The sequence below is a fragment of the Kitasatospora sp. NPDC096077 genome (genome assembly GCF_040303245.1).
Taxonomy (GTDB): Bacteria; Actinomycetota; Actinomycetes; order Streptomycetales; family Streptomycetaceae; genus Kitasatospora.
On sequence record NZ_JBEOSV010000004.1, the window covers coordinates 225165 to 243028 of the forward strand.

A 17864-nucleotide genomic window follows, 5' to 3' on the forward strand; every position below is an offset into this window, starting at 1 on the left:
GACGGACACCGCGGAAACGGCACGGGGCCCGCCGAAGCGGGCCCCGTGCACTGCGTCGCGGGTCAGACCAGGCCGTTCAGCAGCTCGCTCACCGGCTTGCGGCGGCCGGTGTAGAACGGCACCTCCTCGCGGACGTGCAGCCGGGCCCGGGAGGGGCGCAGGTCGCGCATCAGGTCGACGATCCGGTGCAGCTCGTCCGCCTCGAAGGCGAGCAGCCACTCGTAGTCGCCGAGCGCGAATGAGGCGACCGTGTTGGCCCGCACGTCCGGGTAGCCACGGGCCATCTGCCCGTGCTCGGCGAGCATCGCGCGCCGCTCGGCGTCCGGCAGCAGGTACCACTCGTAGGAGCGGACGAACGGGTAGACGCAGACGTAGTCGCGCGGGCGCTCGTCGGCGAGGAAGGCCGGGATGTGCGACTTGTTGAACTCGGCCGGGCGGTGCAGGGCCATGTTCGACCAGACCGGCTCCAGCTGACGGCCGAGGCCGGTGCGGCGGAAGCGGTTGTACGCCTCCTGGAGGTCGTCCGAGTCCTCGGCGTGCCACCAGATCATGAGGTCGGCGTCCGCGCGCAGCCCGGACACGTCGTAGGTGCCGCGGACGGTCACGTCCTTGGCGTCGAGCTGGGCGAACAGCTCGTCCACCTCGGCGGCCAGGGCGGTGCGGTCCTCGGGCAGGGCGCCCTTGAGCTTGAACACCGACCACATGGTGTAGCGGATGACCTGGTTCAGGTCGCGCGCCTTCTTCTTCTCGGGCCGCTGCTCGGGCTCCCGCTCAACGCTCTCAGTCATGCGCCCATTGTCCTCTCCGTGGAACCGTCCCCGGTCGCCGGGGTCAACAGATTGTCGATGGCCGCCACCGCGGCGGCCGCCGAGCCGATGCAGGCCGGGATCCCCACCCCGTCGTACGCGGCGCCGCACAGCGCCAGCCCGCCCACCGCCCGCGCCGCCGCCCGCACCCGGGCCACCCGGTCGGCGTGGCCCACCGGGTACTGCGGCAGGCCGGCCGTGAAGCGCGACACGAAGGTGTCGTACGGCCGAGCGGTCAGTCCGATCGCCTCCGCCAGGTCCGCCAGCGAGCGGGCCACCAGCTCCTCGTCCGGCAGCTCCAGCGCCTGCTCCTCGCGGTGGCGGCCGAGCGAGGTGCGCAGCAGGAAGGCGTCCGGCGCGGAGCGCGCCAGCCAGCCCCACTTGTTGGAGGAGAAGGTCGAGGCCTTGATCCGGCGGCCGTCCACCGGCGGCACCAGGAAGCCGCTGCCGCCGGGCACCTCGGCCAGGTCGGCGCGGCGGAACGCCAGGGTCACCAGCGCCATGCCCGCGTACTCGACGGAGTCCAGTTCGACGGCCGCCGCCGGGGCGTCCGCGCGCAGCAGCCGGGCCGCGGCCGGTGCCGGGACGGCCAGCACCACGGCGTCCGCGGTCAGCACCTCGCCGCCGGCCACCACCCGCCAGCCCTCGGGGGTGCGGCGCAGTTCGTCGACCGGGGTGTCGGTGCGCAGGTCCACACCCGCCTCGACGCAGGCCTTGGCGACCGCCTCCGGCAGGGTGCCGAGGCCGCCGCGCAGGCCGCTGAACACCGGGGTGCCGACCACCTGCGGCCGGGACGCCAACGCGTGCACCCCGGCGACCAGCGAGCCGCCGCCCCGAGCGATCGGCAGCAGCTGCGGTACGGCGGCGCGCAGCGAGATCTCCTCGGCGCGGCCCGCGTAGACGCCGCCCAGCAGCGGCTCGACCAGCCGGTCCACCACCTCCTGGCCCAGCCGGTCGGCGACGTAGCGGCCGATCGCGACGTCCGCCCCGACCTCGGTGGGCCGCTCGTGCCGGGCCCGCTCCAGCCCCTCGGCGCTCAGCACCCCGGAGGCGGCCAGCGCCTCCAGGTCGCCCGGGACGCCCATCACCTGCCCGCCGGGCAGCGGCCGCAGCGCGCCCCTGGTCCAGATCGCCGCCTTCGCGGTGGTCGGCGGCTCCAGCTCCGCGCCCAGCCCGACGGCCCGCGCCAGCTCCACCGCCTCCGGCCGCCGCGCCAGCACCGACTCGGCCCCGAGGTCCACCCGGACCCCGCCGACCTCGCCGCCCCACAGCTTCCCGCCGACCCGCCCGGACGCCTCCAGCACCGTCACCCGCGCCCGCGCGGGCCCCCCGGCCGCCCCGCTCAGGAAGGCGGCCGCAGCCAGCCCCGCGATCCCACCACCGACGACGACGACCTGTGCTTCCGACATGCCCCGCAGTCTCGCAGGTCTTTACACCGAAGCCTCAATCCGCTGCACGCGCCAGGTCGATGGAGATCGGAAACGGCACCGGCCGCTCCAGCACGCCGCGGAAGATCCCGGCGGGAGCGTACGAGGAGGTCGCCTGCTCCAGTTCGTAGACGTGCGCCACCGGAGCACCGTCCTCCTCGTCCACGATCCAGTAGTGCGGGATCCCGGCCTCGGCGTACTTGTGGAACTTCACCCCGCGGTCACGGCACTCCGACTCCGGTGAGACCACCTCGACCACGAGCACCACCTCGCGCGGGCGGTACCCGGTACAGGATGGATCATCAGTCACCGCGGACACCAGCACGTCCGGTTCCAGGCGGTTCCACTCGTCCAGCGTGACCGACCTCCGGGTCCGGGCAAGGACCCCGTCCGGGGCGAGCTCGGCCAGGGCCGACGTCAGCCGTGTCGCGAGCCCGTTGTGCCAGGGGTGCTGAGGCGCCAGTCGGAAGACCAGGGCGCCGTGCAGCAGTTCGGTGTGCGGTGGTGCCTGCGGCAGGTGATCGAGGTCGTCGGCGAACCAGCCCTCAGCGCGCGGCGGGTACATCCAGTCCGGCAACTCGTCCATGACCCCAAAGTAGTGGGTGCGCCACGCTTCGTAGACTCGCTCCCATGGAACCGATCGTGGTGAGTGCCTGTCTGGCCGGGATCCCCTGCCGGTACGACGGGCGGGCGAAGACCTCCGCCGACGCCGTGCGGCTGGTCGAGGAGGGGCGGGCCGTGGTGGTGTGTCCGGAGGGGGCGGGTGGGCTGCCGACGCCGCGGGCGGCGGCGGAGATCGTGGGCGGGGACGGCGCGGACGTGCTGGACGGGCGGGCGCGGGTGGTGGACGCGACCGGGGCGGACCGCACCGAGGAGTTCGTGACCGGGGCGCGGGCGGCGTTGGCGGCGGCCGAGGCGGCGGGGGCGCGGCGGGCCGTGCTGATGGCGCGCAGTCCGTCCTGCGGGTGCGGGCAGCTGTACGACGGGACGTTCTCCGGGGAGCTGCGGCCCGGGGACGGGGTGACGGCGGCGCTGCTGCGGCGGGCGGGGATCGAGGTGCGCGCCGGGTAGGTCGTGTCCGTCCCGCCACCGAGCTGTGATGGACCCGCGATCCACCGGGCGGGTCCTTCGGGCAGGCTCTTGCGTCCAATGGCGAGAACCGTCAACGGACTTGGGGAGGGCCCGGGAATGGGAAGACAGGCGAGAGCCGGCGCACTGGGGGCGGCGGTGGCTGCGGCGGTGCTGCTGGTGGGGGGCTGCAGTGCGAGCAGCAGCGGGGATTCGGGGCGGAACGACTCGGTCGGGGTGCCGGCGAAGGCGGCGGGACCGGGGGCGCCTCCGCCGGCGAACGGGAGCGCGAACGGGGCCGCGAGCGCCCAGCCGTCCGGCGCCCCGGCGGCGGCCGGGGTCACTCCGGCCGCCGACACCCGGCTGATCTCGTACACCGCGCAGCTCGCCCTGCGCGCCAAGGACGTCGGGCAGCTCCTCACCAAGGCGCGGGAGTTGACCACCGCCTCGGGCGGCTACGTGGACGGTGAGGCGGTCGGCGGCGGTGGTGCGGACGAGGTCGGGCAGCTGACGCTGAAGATCCCCTCGGCCGCCTACCAGCAGACCGTGGACCAGCTGGCGGCGCTGGGCGAGGTGGTGTCCCGGAAGAGCCAGGCGGACGATCTGACCCAGCAGGTCGCGGACGTGGCGAGCCGGGTGCAGACCCAGCAGGCGAGCGTGGACCGGGTGCGGGCGCTGATGCAGCAGGCCAAGTCGCTGAGCGACATCACCTCGCTGGAGAGCGAGTTGAGCCGCCGGGAGGCGGATCTGGAGTCGTTGCAGAAGCAGCAGAAGGAGCTGTCCGCCCGGACGTCGTACTCGACCGTCACCCTGGACGTCCGCCACGAGGTCGCGGCCCCGACTCCGACGCCGGCCCCGAAGGCCGAGGAGAAGGGCTTCGGCGACTCGGTCGGTTCGGCGCTCGGCGGCGGCTGGCACGTGCTGGTGACGATCGTCTCCGCGCTGGTGGTGGCGCTGGCCGCGGCGGCGCCGTTCCTGCTGGTCCTGGCGGTCCCGGGGGCGCTGCTCTTCCGCTACTGGCGCCGCACCCGGCCCCGGCCCTTCACTCCCGAGGAGAACGAGGAGAACAAGGAGAACAAGGAGAACGAGGAGGCCGGGCCCACCGGACCGACGGGCTGACCCGCATCGATGGCGGGCCCCCGGAAACCGGACGGGCCCGCCACCACGGCGGCGTCAGCGCGCGCTGGCCTCGTGCACGAAGGCGACCAGGCGGCTGAGCGCGTCCGGGTCCATCGACGGCATCACGCCGTGGCCGAGGTTGAAGATGTGGCCGCTGCTGCCGAGCGCCTGGGCGGCGTGCAGCACCTCGCGGGCCTTGGTCTCGACGACCTTGGTGGGCGCGAACAGCACCGCCGGGTCGAGGTTGCCCTGAAGGCCCTTGCCGGGGCCGACCCGCTCGGCGGCGACGTTCAGCGGCACCCGCCAGTCGACGCCGACGATGTCCGCGCCGGCCTGGCCCATCAGGCCGAGCAGCTCACCGGTGCCGACACCGAAGTGGATCCGCGGCACCCCGTAGGAGGCGACGGCGTCGAAGACCTTGGCGCTGGACGGCATGACCGAGCGGCGGTAGTCGTCCGGCGCGAGCGCGCCGACCCAGGAGTCGAACAGCTGGATCGCGGAGGCGCCGGCCTCGATCTGCACCTTCAGGAAGGCGGAGGTGATGTCGGCGAGCCGGTCCAGCAGGGCGGCCCACAGCTCGGGCTGCCCGTACATCATGGCCTTGGTGTTCTCGTGGTTCTTGGACGGCCCGCCCTCGATCAGGTAGCTGGCGAGCGTGTACGGCGCGCCCGCGAAGCCGATCAGCGGGGTGCCGCCGAGCTCGTCGACCAGCAGGCCGACGGCCTCGGTGACGTAGGGGACGTCGTCGGGCTCCAGCGGGCGCAGCCGCTTGAGGTCCTCGAAGGTGCGGATCGGGTCGGCGATGACCGGGCCGATGCCGGGCTTGATGTCCACGTCGATGCCGACGGCCTTGAGCGGGACCACGATGTCGCTGAAGAAGATCGCCGCGTCCACCTTGTGCCGGCGCACCGGCTGCAGGGTGATCTCCTTGACCAGTTCGGGCCGCATGCAGGAGTCCAGCATGGGGACGCCCTCGCGGACCTTCAGGTACTCGGGCAGCGAGCGACCGGCCTGGCGCATGAACCAGACCGGGGTGTGCGGCACCGGCTCGTGCCGACAGGCGCGCAGGAACGCGGAGTCGTACGCGGCGCCGCGGCGCGCGGGGGTGGTCCGGCCGTCGAGGGTGGCCGCCGTCTGGTCTGCCGTAGTCTCGCTCACGGGTCAAATCTTCGCACGCGCCCGGGGGCGCCCTTCCCGGGCGGTCTCGTCGGTTCCTCCAAGATCTGGCCGGGTTTGCCGTTCCGGCACGCCGCTCGGACGGAAGTTGCGGCGATAACCCGGGTTTTCGACCTAGTCTTCGGGTCATGGCAGCGGTCGGCGGGCACCCCGCGCAGGGTGGCGGAACAGGTGGCGGAACGGGTCGGGAGGGGGCGCCGAGCGAGTTCCGGGCCGCCGTGGAGGCCCTCGACGGGGCGCGGCTGCGGCCCGAGGTCCAGCTCTCCCCCGCGCCGGCCCCGCGCCGGCTCGCCCCGTACGCGTTCGCGCTGACCGCCACCGTGGAGGTGGACGGCGACGAGCTGGCCGACGGCCGGCTGGTGCTGCTGCACGACCCGGCCGGGCAGGAGGCCTGGAACGGGGAGTTCCGGGTGGTCACCATGACCCGGGCCGAGCTGGAGCCGGAGATGGCCGGCGACCCGCTGCTCTCCGAGGTCGGCTGGGCCTGGCTGCTGGACGCGCTGCAGGCGCACGGCGCCGGGTACGCGGAGCCCTCCGGCACGGTGACCCGCTGCATGTCGCAGTACTTCGGCGGTCTGGCGGACCGCCCGTCCTCGACCGAGATCGAGATCCGGGCCTCCTGGACGCCGGCCGACGGCCGGTTCGAGCGGCACCTGGCGGCCTGGGGGGACCTGCTCTGCATCAGCGCCGGGCTGCCGCCGGCCACCCCGGCCCTGCCGACCCCGGCCGAGGTCACGTCACTCGGTGGGGTGGTCCCGATGCCCGCCCGGCGACGCCCCCGGTCGCACTGACGGGTGGCGTCCGGGCCGGACGACACCTCCCGCCCCGATGCCACCCCCAGGGCTGACGGAGTGTGACTTCGGTCCTGCTCTGCGTCAATTAACCGGTCAGATCCGACCGATCTGCGACGAATCTGATCGATTTTGTACGAATTCCGGGCATGTCCCATCAGTCATATGCGCGATTTGTCCGTATTGTTACTCACTAGATCGTGATCTTTCGCTAAAGCCGGGCACGGTAGCTGCCGAAGCAGACTGTGACCCTTTCCGAACGCGGAACACTCCGACCGCCCCCTCGGGGTTCCGTCCGCCACTCCCCGCAGGAGGCCTGGTGTCGGTCCTTCTTGAGCACCCCGCAAACGTGGTCGCCTACCGCCCGACCAAGCCCACCGCCATGGTGGTCATCGCCGATCCCCGCGTCCGAAACACCGTCACCCGCCACCTGTGGGCGCTCGGCGTCCGCGACGTGATCGAGGTGTCCTCGATCGCCGAGGCCCGCCCCCGGGTCTCCACCCCGCGTGACATCTGCGTCGCCGACGTCCACCTGCCGGACGGCTCCGGGCTGACCATCCTCGCCGAGACCCGCGCCGCGGGCTGGCCCAACGGCCTGGCCCTGTCGGCCGCCGACGACATCGGCGCCGTCCGCAGCGCGCTGGCCGGCGGCGTCAAGGGTTACGTGGTCACCGGCACCCGCACCAACGTCGCGATGCCCGGCCGCCCGGGCCTGCCGCTCGGTGCCGCCGGACTGGCCGGCCGGATGCGCCGCCCCGGGATGCCGGGCATGCCGGGCGCCGCCGGTGCGCCGGGCGCTCCCGGGGCCCCCGGTGCGCCGGGCCCGCAGCAGACCGCCTACCGCGAGCTGTCCGGCCGTGAGGTCGAGGTGCTGCGGCTGGTCGCCGAGGGCCAGTCGAACAAGGCGATCGGCGTGGCGATGGGCCTGTCGGCACTGACCGTGAAGAGCCACCTGGCCCGGATCGCCCGCAAGCTCGGCACCGGCGACCGCGCCGGGATGGTCGCGGTCGCGCTGCGCACCGGCATCATCCACTGAGCCGGTCGGCCCGGGCCGCTGCGGCGGCACAGGAGGAACGTTCCTTCTGAGCCGCCGCAGCGACGTGCTGCGGCGAGCGGGCGAATCCCCCGCCCCGAGCGTTCCTCCTGCGAGCGGGCGATCCCGCCCCGAGCCGAAGGGCCGCGCCGGTGCCGAAAGGGAGAAGCGAGGGAGCGACGAAGGAGCGAGGGAGCGCCGACCGTCGGCACCGGGTCACAGCGGCCCGGAGGCGAGCGGGCGAATGGCAGTCTGACCAGTCGGACAACACTCCCAGTTCCGGTGACCGTCGTACCCTTGGTGAGTGACCGACGCCGTAGCAGCCATCCCAGAAGAAGCAGCCCCGGTCCCGCTCCTCGAACCGAAGGAGGGGATCCCACCCGTCGTGGCGGACGAGCAGGCGCTGGCCGCTACGGTCGCCGCCTTCGCCGCGGGCACCGGACCGGTCGCCGTCGACGCCGAGCGGGCCTCCGGCTACCGCTACGGACAACGGGCGTACCTCATCCAGCTGCGCCGTTCGGGCGCGGGCTCCGCCCTGATCGACCCGATCGCCTGCCCCGACCTGAGCGGGCTGGGCGCCGCCATCGCGGACGCCGAGTGGGTGGTGCACGCCGCCACCCAGGACCTGCCCTGCCTGGCCGAGGTCGGCATGAGACCGGCTCGCCTGTTCGACACCGAGCTGGCGGGGCGGATCGCCGGCTTCGCCCGGGTCGGCCTCGGACCGATGACCGAGAACGTGCTCGGGCTGAGCCTGGCCAAGGAGCACTCGGCGGTCGACTGGTCCACCCGTCCGTTGCCCGAGCCCTGGCTGCGCTACGCGGCTCTGGACGTCGAGGTGCTGGTCGAGCTGCGTGACGCACTCGAACAGGAGCTGGACGCCCAGGGCAAGCTCGACTGGGCCCTGGAGGAGTTCGCCTCGATCGCGGCCGCGCCCCGCCCGGCCCCGCGCACCGACCCGTGGCGGCGCACCTCGCAGCTGCACAAGGTCCGCCGGCGCCGCCAGCTGGCCGTGGTGCGCGAACTGTGGCTGGCCCGCGACCGGATGGCGCAGGAGCGCGACGTCTCCCCCGGCCGGGTGCTCTCGGACGCCGCGATCGTCAACGCCGCGCTGGCCATGCCGCTGAACATCGCCGCCCTGCAGGCCGTGCAGGGCTTCGGCCCGCGACTGCACCGGCGTCAGCTGGACCAGTGGCTGGCGGCCGTGCAGCGCGGCCGGGAGGTCCCGGAGAACCAGTTGCCGCCGGCCGCCGCGCCGCACGACGGACCGCCGCCGCCGCGGGCCTGGGCCGAGAAGGACCCGGTCGCGGCCGCCCGGCTCTCCGGCGCCCGGGCCGCGGTCAGCGAGCTGGCCGAGCGCCACCACCTCCCGGCCGAGAACCTGATCACCCCGGACCTGGTGCGCCGGGTCTCCTGGGAGCCGCCGGCCGAGCCGGGCACCGACGGCGTGGCCGCCGCGCTGCGCCGGCTCGGCGCCCGGCAGTGGCAGGTCGACCTGGTGGCGCCCGCGGTGGCCGCCGCCTTCGTCACCGCCGCGACCGCCCAGGACTGAGCAGGTCCCCACCCACGGCTCCGACAAGGGGATGTCGTCCGCCCGGACGGCATCCCCTTCGGCGTCCCCGGGAAGCCGTGCTGGTCGAAGGCGCCACCGGACGTGTCGCGGGACACATGGTCAGAACCCGCCGAGGGGCCTGGGCAGGTTGGTTACCGACCGGTAGCATGGCGGTGACGCGGCGCCGCTCGGGTTCTTCCGGCGGCAGCCTGCCCACTTCAAATGTTGGTCCCTGGGAGGAGAGCCCCCGTGCCTCGTACCGCGAGGGACGTCGTCTTCGTCGATGGCGTCCGCACCCCGTTCGGCAAGGCCGGCCCGAAGGGCATCTACCACGAGACGCGCGCCGACGACCTCGTCGTCAAGTGCATCCGGGAGCTCGTGCGCCGTAACCCGAACCTGCCCGTCGAGCGCATCGACGAGGTCGCCATCGCGGCCACCACGCAGATCGGCGACCAGGGTCTGACCATCGGGCGCACCGCCGCCCTGCTGTCCGGCCTGCCGAAGTCCGTCCCCGGTTACGCGATCGACCGCATGTGCGCCGGCGCCCTGACCGCCGTGACCACCACCGCCGGCGGCATCGCCTTCGGCGCGTACGACGTGGTCGTGGCCGGCGGTGTCGAGCACATGGGCCGCCACCCGATGGGCGAGGGCGTGGACCCGAACCCGCGCTTCGTCTCCGAGAAGCTGGTCGACGAGTCCGCCCTGTTCATGGGCATGACCGCGGAGAACCTGCACGACCGCTTCCCGCACATCACCAAGGAGCGCTGCGACGCCTTCGCCGTGCGCTCCCAGGAGAAGGCCGCCAAGGCGTACGCCAACGGCGACATCCAGCCCGACCTGGTGCCGATCACGATCCGCAACACCAACCCCGAGGTCGGCGAGACCGGCTGGGGCCTGGCCACCGTGGACGAGCCGATGCGCCCGGGCACCACGATGGAGTCGCTGGCCGGTCTGAAGACCCCGTTCCGTCCGCACGGCAACATCACCGCGGGCAACTCGGCCGGTCTGAACGACGGTGCCACCGCCTCGCTGCTGGCCGCCGAGGACGTCGCCGAGGAGCTCGGCCTCCCGGTCAAGATGCGCCTGGTCTCCTTCGCCTTCGCGGGCGTCGAGCCCGAGGTCATGGGCATCGGCCCGGTGCCGGCCACCGAGAAGGCGCTGGCCAAGGCCGGTCTGACCATCGACGACATCCAGGCCTTCGAGGTCAACGAGGCCTTCGCCGTCCAGGTGCTGTCCTTCCTGGACCACTACGGCATCGCGGACGACGACGAGCGGGTCAACCCGTTCGGCGGCGCGATCGCCTTCGGTCACCCGCTGGCCTCCTCGGGCGTGCGCCTGATGAACCAGCTGGCCCGCCGCTTCGAGCAGCGCCCGGACGTCCGCTACGGCCTCACCACGATGTGCATCGGCTTCGGCATGGGCGGCACCATCATCTGGGAGAACCCGCACTGGAGCGGAGCGGAAGAGTCTGCCGAGTTCGAGGGTGGTAAGTGATCATGACGAGCACCACTGAGCTGCTCCAGCACGGCGCCGAGCTGTTCCCGGGCGAGGTCGTCACGACCGCGCACGTGCGCCACCTGGACCTGCCGCTGCAGGCCGGCAAGCTGGCCCTGATCACCCTGGACAACGGCTTCGACCACACCAAGCCGACCACCTTCGGCCCGGGCTCGCTGCTCAAGCTGTCCGAGGCACTGGACCAGGTCGAGGCCGAGGCCGCCGAGGGCACGATCGTCGGCGCCGCGATCACCGGCAAGCCGTTCATCTTCGCGGTCGGCGCCGACCTCAAGGGCGTCGAGCTGCTCGGCCGGCACGCGGACGCGCTGGCCATCGGCAAGGGCGGCCACGAGGTCTTCAAGCGGATCGCCGCGCTGCCCGTCCCGACCTTCGCCTTCTACAACGGCGCGGCCATGGGCGGCGGCGTCGAGGTCGGCCTGCACTGCGACTACCGCACGGTGTCCGCGGGCGTCCCGGCCTTCTCGCTGCCCGAGGTCTTCCTCGGTCTGGTCCCCGGCTGGGGCGGCTGCACCATCCTGCCGAACCTGATCGGTGCCGGTAAGGCCGTCAAGGTCATCGTCGAGAACTCGATGAACCAGAACAAGCAGCTCAAGGGCAAGGACGTGTTCGAGCTGGGGATCGCCGACGCGATCTTCGAGCCGGCCGACTTCCTGGAGCAGTCGCTGCTGTGGGCCGCCAAGGTCCTCAAGGGTGACGTCGCCGTCGAGCGCGAGGCGATCGACCGCGGCAAGGCCTGGGACGACGCCGTCCTCTGGGGCCGCATGGTCGCCGACGCCAAGGTGCACGGCGCCGCTCCGGCCGCCTACCGGGCGCTGGACATCATCGCCGCCGTCAAGGACGCCGACCTCGCCGACAAGGCCAGCCTGCAGGCCGGCTTCGACGCCGAGGACGCGGCCCTGGCCGACCTCATCATGGGCGGCGAGCTGCGCAGCGGCATCTACGCCTTCAACCTGGTGCAGCGCCGGGCCAAGCGTCCGTTCGGTGCCCCGGACAAGTCGCTGGCCCGCCCGGTCTCCAAGGTCGGCGTCGTCGGTGCCGGTCTGATGGCCTCGCAGCTGGCGCTGCTGTTCGCCCGCCGACTGGAGGTGCCGGTGGTCCTCACCGACATCGACCAGGAGCGCGTCGACAAGGGCGTCGGCTATGTCCACGCCGAGATCGACAAGCTGCTCGGCAAGGGCCGGATCGGCCAGGACAAGGCCAACCGTCTCAAGGGCCTGGTCAGCGGCTCGCTGGACAAGGCCGCCGCCTTCGGCGACGCGGACTTCGTCATCGAGGCCGTGTTCGAGGAGATGGGCGTCAAGCAGACCGTCTTCGCGGACCTGGAGAAGGTGGTCTCGCCGACCTGCGTGCTGGCGACCAACACCTCCTCGCTGTCGGTCACCGAGATGGCCTCGAAGCTGCAGCACCCCGAGCGGGTCGTCGGCTTCCACTTCTTCAACCCGGTCGCGATCCTGCCGCTGCTGGAGATCGTCCGCGGCGAGCAGACCGACGACGCCTCGCTGGCCACCGCCTTCGCGGTGTCGAAGAAGCTGAAGAAGACCTCGGTCCTGTGCAAGGACCGCCCGGCGTTCGTGGTGAACCGGATCCTGACCCGCTTCATGGGCGAGATCCAGAGCATCATCGACGAGGGCACCCCGATCGCCGAGGTCGAGAAGGCCGTCGAGCCGCTCGGCCTGCCGATGTCCCCGATCGTGCTGCTGGAGCTGGTCGGTCCGGCCATCGCCCTGCACGTCTCGGAGACCCTGGCCGGCGCCTTCCCGGAGCGGTTCACCGTCTCCGAGAACCTCGGCAAGGTGGTCAAGGCCGGCAAGCGCGGCTTCTACACCTGGGTGGACGGCCAGCAGGTCCTCGACCCCGAGGTGCTGGAGCTGCTGTCCTTCGGCGACTCGGTGCTCACCCAGGAGCAGGTCCGCGACCGCGCCCTGGACGCCGTGGCGCAGGAGATCGGCCTGATGCTGGAGGAGGGTGTCGTCGGCGAGGCCCAGGACATCGACCTCTGCATGATCACCGGTGCCGGCTGGCCCTTCCACCTGGGCGGGATCACCCCGTACCTGGACCGTGAGGGCGTCTCGGAGCGGGTGAACGGCAAGAAGTTCCTCGCCCCCGGTGTGGCCTCGGTGCCCGCGTAAGGCGTAGCAGCACGAAGGAGCCCCGGTGACCACTCGGTCACCGGGGCTCCTTCGTACGGGCGGGCGGGGTGGACCCGGCCGTCGCCGCCGTCAGTGCTTGAGGCGGTACACCACGGTGTCGCCGATGACGCCGATCATCTCGTAGTGGGTGTCCAGCAGGTTCTCGATCCGGGGCACCAGCAGCGGCTGGTACGGGGCGACGCCGGAGTCGTCCACGAAGATCTCGGGCAGGCCGTTGGCGAGCTCCTTGTCGAAGGTCTGCCAGGCGTTGTTGACGCTGAACTGCTCGCCGACGTTGGCGCTGCCGTCCTTGCCGCCGCTGTAGTTGGTGAGGAAGCCGGCGGTCAGGTAGCGGCTGGCCGGCTTGCGGTCGGCCAGCCAGTACAGCTCGGGGTGCATGCCCCAGACCAGCATGGTGTCCTTGGGAGTGGTCTGGGCGGCGACCGCGGTGGCGACCTCGGTGTTGCGGCTCATCTGCTCCCCCGGCCAGGCCAGCGCCAGGCCCCAGAACACCGTGGCGGCGACCGTGGTGTACACCAGGACGGGCTTCCAGCGGACCGCCGAGGTGGCGACCGCGCCGGTGCCCAGCAGCACCAGCGGGGGGATCAGCTGCAGGTAGTAGTGGCCGAAGAAGTGGAAGCCCACGCTGACCGCGACGACCGAGGAGAGCAGCCACACCCACAGGTCGGTGGTCGAGCCGTGCTCCTCGCCGGCCACCGGCAGCGGGCGGTGGCGGTACTTGAACCAGATCCGGCGGCCGACCGGGTACAGGAAGCCGAGACCCGCCGCGGCCAGGATGCCGAGGTTGCCGAAGGCCCGGCCGAGCATCTGCAGCCAGGCGCCGCCGAACGAGGCGTAGTCGCCGCTGCCGGTGACCACCCAGAAGAGGAAGCCCTTGGGCTTGGTCAGGATGACCGCGACCAGCGCTATCGGGACGGCGAAGCCGAAGCCGATCTTGAACAGCGCGGGCGGCCAGCGCACCCCACGACGGCGGGCGTCCTGCAGCAGCATCCAGAGCACCGGCAGCAGCACCGCCCCGCCGGTCTGCTTGGTCAGCGAGCAGAGCGCGACCGCGATGCCCGCGGCCAGCCAGCGGCGGCGTTCGGCGTACCGGAAGGCGGCCACCATCGCGGGCAGCATGAAGACCTCGAAGGTCGCCGCCTGGGTGTCCTCCGGGGACAGCCCGATGGAGACCAGCAGGTAGAGCAGTCCGGCGCCGGCCCCGGCCCGGTTGCCCCAGCGGCCGCGGGCGATCGAGGCCAGCAGGATCGCGGTGACCAGGTGGGCGACCACGGCGAGGGTGCGCAGCGGCCACAGCGAGGCGGAGCCGAAGACGGCGAAGCAGGCCTGGTAGAGCCAGGGGAGCAACGGCGGCTTGCGGTCCACCACGGTGTCGTAGAGGACTCCGCCGTCCGCGAGCATCCGGGCCTGGGTGGCCAGGAAGCCCTCGTCCGGGCTCCAGACGGGCCGGGCGAAGGACGGGATGTGGGTGACCACCGCGACCAGCGTCAGCAGCGGCACCAGCCTCGTCCAGTACCCCTGGCGGATGTGGGTACGGGCACGCGCGGGCAGGCGGTCGGCCAGTCCGGCGAGGCGGAGGCGGGTGGGGGTGGGCACGGTTGACAACCTACCGGGCGGAATCGGCGCGGACGGCGCCGGTCCCGCCATTCAGTGCGATTGTCGGCTTGTCCCCTGGCCAACTGTTACGGACTCACGACAATCGGTCGTCGGTGCCGGTGGTGCCACCGGCGGCGGCGGAACGGGGGGCTGGCCGCCGTCCCCGTTCCGCCGACCGTCGGCTCAGGCCTCGACCGGCGTCGCGTCCAGCTTGGCGACCAGGGCGGTCACCTTCCGGGCGATGTCGGGGGCGTTCAGACCGATCTCGGCCAGGATCTCGTTCCGGCTGGCGTGGTCCAGGAACTCCTGCGGGATGCCGAAGTCACGCACCGGCAGGTCCACCTCGGCGTCCCGCAGCGCCTGCGCCACGGCCGCGCCGACGCCGCCCACCCGGCCGTTGTCCTCGATCGTGACGACCACCCGGTGCTCGGCCGCCAGGCCCGGCAGGGCCTCGTCGACCGGCTTGACCCAGCGCGGGTCCACCACGGTGGCGGTGACGCCCTCGGCGGCCAGCAGGTCGGCGACCTCCAGGCTGGTGGGGGCCATCGCACCGACCGAGACGATCAGCACGTCGGCGCGGTGGGCGCCGGAGGGCTCCCCGGCGGCGCGCAGCACGTCCATGCCGCCGACCCGGCCGACCGCCGGGACGGCCGGACCGACCGAGCCCTTGGAGTAGCGGACCACCGTCGGGGCGTCCTTCACCAGGACGGCCTCGCGCAGCTGGGCGCGGACCTGGTCGGCGTCGCGCGGGGCGGCCAGCCGCAGGCCGGGGACGACCTGGAGGATCGACATGTCCCACATGCCGTTGTGCGAGGCGCCGTCCGTCCCGGTGACCCCGGCCCGGTCGAGCACGAAGGTGACGCCCAGCTTGTGCAGGGCGACGTCCATCAGGACCTGGTCGAAGGCCCGGTTGAGGAAGGTCGCGTAGACCGCGAACACCGGGTGCAGGCCGTTGGTGGCCAGGCCGGCGGCGCTGGTGACGGCGTGCTGCTCGGCGATGCCGACGTCGAAGATGCGGTCCGGGAACTCCTTGGCGAACGGGGCCAGGCCGACCGGGTGGAGCATCGCGGCGGTGATCGCGACGATGTCCTCGCGCTCGTGGCCGAGCGCCACCATCTCCTCGCCGAAGACCGAGGTCCAGTCCTTGCCCGAGTTCTTGACCGGCAGGCCGGTGTCCGGGTGGATCACGCCGACGGCGTGGAAGCGGTCCTCGTCGTTGTTCTCGGCGGCGTGGTAGCCGCGGCCCTTCTCGGTGAGGCAGTGCACGATCACCGGGCCGCCGAAGCCGCGCGCCTTGGTCAGCGCGGACTCCAGGGCGGCCTGGTCGTGGCCGTCGATCGGGCCGATGTACTTGAGGCCGAGGTCCTCGAACATGCCCTGCGGGGCGATGAAGTCCTTGAGGCCCTTCTTGGCGCCGTGCAGCGTCTCGAACAGCTGCTGGCCGACCACCGGGGTGCGCTGGAGGGCGTCCTTGCCCCAGGACAGGAAGCGCTCGTAGCCCTGGGTGGTGCGCAGGGTGGCGAGGTGGTTGGCCAGGCCGCCGATGGTCGGCGAGTAGGAGCGCTCGTTGTCGTTGACGACGATGACGACCGGCAGGTCCTTGGCGTCCGCGATGTTGTTGAGCGCCTCCCAGGCCATGCCGCCGGTGAGCGCGCCGTCGCCGATGACGGCGACGACCGGGTCCGACTTGCCCTGGATCTTGTTCGCCTTGGCCAGGCCGTCGGCGTACGAGAGGACCGTGGAGGCGTGCGAGTTCTCGATCACGTCGTGCTCGGACTCGGCGCGCGAGGGGTAGCCGGACAGGCCGCCGCTCATCTTCAGCCGGGAGAAGTCCTGGCGGCCGGTGAGCAGCTTGTGGACGTAGCTCTGGTGGCCGGTGTCGAAGAGGATGCGGTCGCGCGGCGAGTCGAAGACCCGGTGCAGCGCGATGGTGAGCTCCACGACGCCGAGGTTGGGGCCGAGGTGGCCGCCCGTCTTGGAGACCTCGGTCACCAGGAAGGTCCGGATCTCCTGGGCCAGTGCGGCCAGCTGTCCGGGCGTGAGCCGGTCGAGATCGCGCGGTCCCCGAATGCGGGTCAGCAGGGCCACCCGTTCCTCCTCGTTCAGTGTTCGCGGACCACGGACGGTCCGACCGGCGTCGCTGCCCGGTCCGGCGGCGGGCCGGTGGTCACGGCCGGTGCCGACCGGTCGAGTCTAATGTCCGCTTGGCGGACACCGAGCGGCACGCCCGGTGCCGCCGACCGGTTACCGCCATTCCTGGAGGTCGGTCGGGGAATGGCGGTCAATCCTCGTTGACGTACGGACGTTCGGTACCGGGCGCGGCCGCACCGCGGACCGCACCTCGGACCGGGCCCCGGTCAGGGCCCCGGTCAGGGCCGGCCGAGGGCCCCGGACTCGCCCATCTCGCTCATCACCAGGGCCAGTGCGCCGAGCACCTCGGCGCGGCCGCCCAGGGTGCCGGGGACCACCGAGAGCTGGCGGGCGGCGCTGGGGATCGCATAGCGGGCCACCGAGTCGCGGATCGGGGAGAGCACCAGCTCACCGGCCTCGGCGAGGTCCCCGCCGAGGATCACCCGGCGGGGGTTGAGCAGGTTGCACAGGGTCGCCACGCCCGTACCGATCTGGCGGCCGGCGTCGGCGATCACCCGGCGGCAGCCCAGGTCGCCCTGGTGGGCCAGCTCGACCACCCGGGGCAGGGTGAGGTCCGGGCCGAGGGTGGAGCTGAGCAGCGACAGCAGGTAGCGGGAGCCGACGAAGGTCTCCAGGCAGCCGCGGTTGCCGCAGCGGCAGACCGGGCCGGCCTCGTCCAGGGTGATGTGCCCGATCTCACCCGCGGTGCCGCCCGGGCCGCGGTAGATCTGGCCGTTCACCACCAGGCCGGCGCCGACCCCGCTGGCGACCTTGATGTACGCAAGGTCGCTCAGCCCGCGGCCGGCGCCCCAGACCAGCTCGCCGAGCGCGCCCAGGTTGGCGTCGTTGTCCACGTGCACCGGCATGCCGAGCCGCTCCGCCAGCTCCCGGCCCGGGGCGATGCCCGTCCAACCGGGCAGGATCGCGGTCGAGCCGAGCGCGCCGGTCTCCACGTCGATCGGGCCGGGCACGCCGAGACCGACCCCGATCACCTTCTCCGGGCGGAAGCCGGCCTGCTCCAGCAGCCGCTCGACCATCGCCTCGGCCCGGTCGAAGCCCTGCGCGGCGGAGACGTCCACGTCGATCGGGGCGCTCTCCTCGGCCAGCACCCGGTGCGCGAGGTTGCCGACGGCCACCCGGAGGTGGGTGTGGCCGAAGTCGATGCCCACCACGATGCCGGCGTCGCCGCTGAGCGAGACGCTGCGGGCGCGGCGGCCGCCGGAGGAGGTGTCGGCGACCACGACGGTGCCGCTCTCCTTCAACTCCCGCACGATGTTGGAGACGGTGGCCGCGGACAGGCCGGTGCCCCGGGCGATCTCGGCCTGGGTGAGCGAACCGGCCATCCGTACGGCCCGGAGCACGCGCTCCAGGTTCGCCCGGTGCAGGGACGACTGCGAGCCCGGTGTGTCCGTCGACATGATCCACCCTCCCAGGGGCGGGGAACCCTCCGCCGGGCTTCCCCTTCAACTCCTGAAGCCTAAGGCTCGGGGGCGGGGATCCGCGG

14 protein-coding genes are annotated in these 17864 nt (G+C 72.7%); 7 read left to right on the forward strand and 7 right to left on the reverse strand.

All coding sequences use genetic code 11. From position 1 onward, the window contains the following. Window positions 1–62 precede the first annotated feature (62 nt). Genes hemQ through ABTZ03_RS06475 form a run of 3 tightly spaced genes read right to left on the reverse strand, consistent with a single transcriptional unit; the run spans window position 63 to window position 2819 of the window. Window positions 63–788: a hydrogen peroxide-dependent heme synthase gene (gene hemQ / locus ABTZ03_RS06465; protein ID WP_350511711.1), complete on the reverse strand. Its 726-nt coding sequence runs from the start codon at window positions 786–788 to the stop codon at window positions 63–65. Next, entirely contained in the window at window positions 785–2215 is a 1431-nt protein-coding gene (gene hemG / locus ABTZ03_RS06470; protein ID WP_350511712.1) for a protoporphyrinogen oxidase, read from the reverse strand. The genes hemQ and hemG overlap by 4 nt, the downstream gene beginning before the upstream one ends. A gap of 34 nt (window positions 2216–2249) precedes the next feature. After that, window positions 2250–2819: a Uma2 family endonuclease gene (locus ABTZ03_RS06475; protein ID WP_350511713.1), complete on the reverse strand. Its 570-nt coding sequence runs from the start codon at window positions 2817–2819 to the stop codon at window positions 2250–2252. A 44-nt stretch (window positions 2820–2863) separates the two neighbouring features. Between ABTZ03_RS06475 and ABTZ03_RS06480 the strand changes: the two genes are divergently transcribed. After that, complete coding sequence (locus ABTZ03_RS06480; RefSeq protein WP_350511714.1) at window positions 2864–3304, forward strand: 2-thiouracil desulfurase family protein; 441 nt, start codon at window positions 2864–2866, stop codon at window positions 3302–3304. A gap of 117 nt (window positions 3305–3421) precedes the next feature. Then, the gene (locus ABTZ03_RS06485) at window positions 3422–4420 is read left to right on the forward strand and encodes a DUF4349 domain-containing protein (protein ID WP_350511715.1); all 999 of its coding nucleotides are present in this window, start codon (window positions 3422–3424) and stop codon (window positions 4418–4420) included. Between the two features lie 54 nt (window positions 4421–4474). Here the strand turns inward: ABTZ03_RS06485 and hemE are convergent, their stop codons facing one another. After that, the gene (gene hemE, locus ABTZ03_RS06490) at window positions 4475–5578 is read right to left on the reverse strand and encodes a uroporphyrinogen decarboxylase (protein ID WP_400919988.1); all 1104 of its coding nucleotides are present in this window, start codon (window positions 5576–5578) and stop codon (window positions 4475–4477) included. A 146-nt stretch (window positions 5579–5724) separates the two neighbouring features. Between hemE and ABTZ03_RS06495 the strand changes: the two genes are divergently transcribed. The 5 genes from ABTZ03_RS06495 (at window position 5725) to ABTZ03_RS06515 (ending at window position 12613) form a co-directional block, all read left to right on the forward strand. Continuing rightward, a complete protein-coding gene (locus ABTZ03_RS06495; protein WP_350511716.1) occupies window positions 5725–6387 on the forward strand; it encodes a DUF3000 domain-containing protein in 663 nt (220 codons plus the stop codon). Window positions 6388–6706: 319 nt separating this feature from the next. Next, complete coding sequence (locus ABTZ03_RS06500) at window positions 6707–7423, forward strand: LuxR C-terminal-related transcriptional regulator (RefSeq protein WP_350511717.1); 717 nt, start codon at window positions 6707–6709, stop codon at window positions 7421–7423. Window positions 7424–7724: 301 nt separating this feature from the next. Continuing rightward, window positions 7725–8969 carry a ribonuclease D gene (locus ABTZ03_RS06505; protein ID WP_350511718.1) on the forward strand — a complete coding sequence of 415 codons (1245 nt, stop codon included), beginning with the start codon at window positions 7725–7727 and terminating at the stop codon, window positions 8967–8969. A gap of 249 nt (window positions 8970–9218) precedes the next feature. After that, window positions 9219–10463 carry a thiolase family protein gene (locus tag ABTZ03_RS06510; RefSeq protein ID WP_350511719.1) on the forward strand — a complete coding sequence of 415 codons (1245 nt, stop codon included), beginning with the start codon at window positions 9219–9221 and terminating at the stop codon, window positions 10461–10463. Window positions 10464–10465: 2 nt separating this feature from the next. Then, the gene (locus tag ABTZ03_RS06515; RefSeq protein WP_350511720.1) at window positions 10466–12613 is read left to right on the forward strand and encodes a 3-hydroxyacyl-CoA dehydrogenase NAD-binding domain-containing protein; all 2148 of its coding nucleotides are present in this window, start codon (window positions 10466–10468) and stop codon (window positions 12611–12613) included. A 90-nt stretch (window positions 12614–12703) separates the two neighbouring features. On the opposite strand, the gene ABTZ03_RS06520 is transcribed toward ABTZ03_RS06515, so the two are convergent. The 3 genes from ABTZ03_RS06520 to ABTZ03_RS06530 all read right to left on the reverse strand — a co-directional run bounded on the left by ABTZ03_RS06520 (window position 12704) and on the right by ABTZ03_RS06530 (window position 17778). Next, a complete protein-coding gene (locus ABTZ03_RS06520) occupies window positions 12704–14230 on the reverse strand; it encodes an ArnT family glycosyltransferase (RefSeq protein WP_350511721.1) in 1527 nt (508 codons plus the stop codon). Between the two features lie 183 nt (window positions 14231–14413). Next, entirely contained in the window at window positions 14414–16318 is a 1905-nt protein-coding gene (gene dxs, locus ABTZ03_RS06525) for a 1-deoxy-D-xylulose-5-phosphate synthase (RefSeq protein WP_350511722.1), read from the reverse strand. A gap of 281 nt (window positions 16319–16599) precedes the next feature. Further along, entirely contained in the window at window positions 16600–17778 is a 1179-nt protein-coding gene (locus tag ABTZ03_RS06530) for an ROK family transcriptional regulator (protein ID WP_350511723.1), read from the reverse strand. Window positions 17779–17864: the final 86 nt, after the last annotated feature.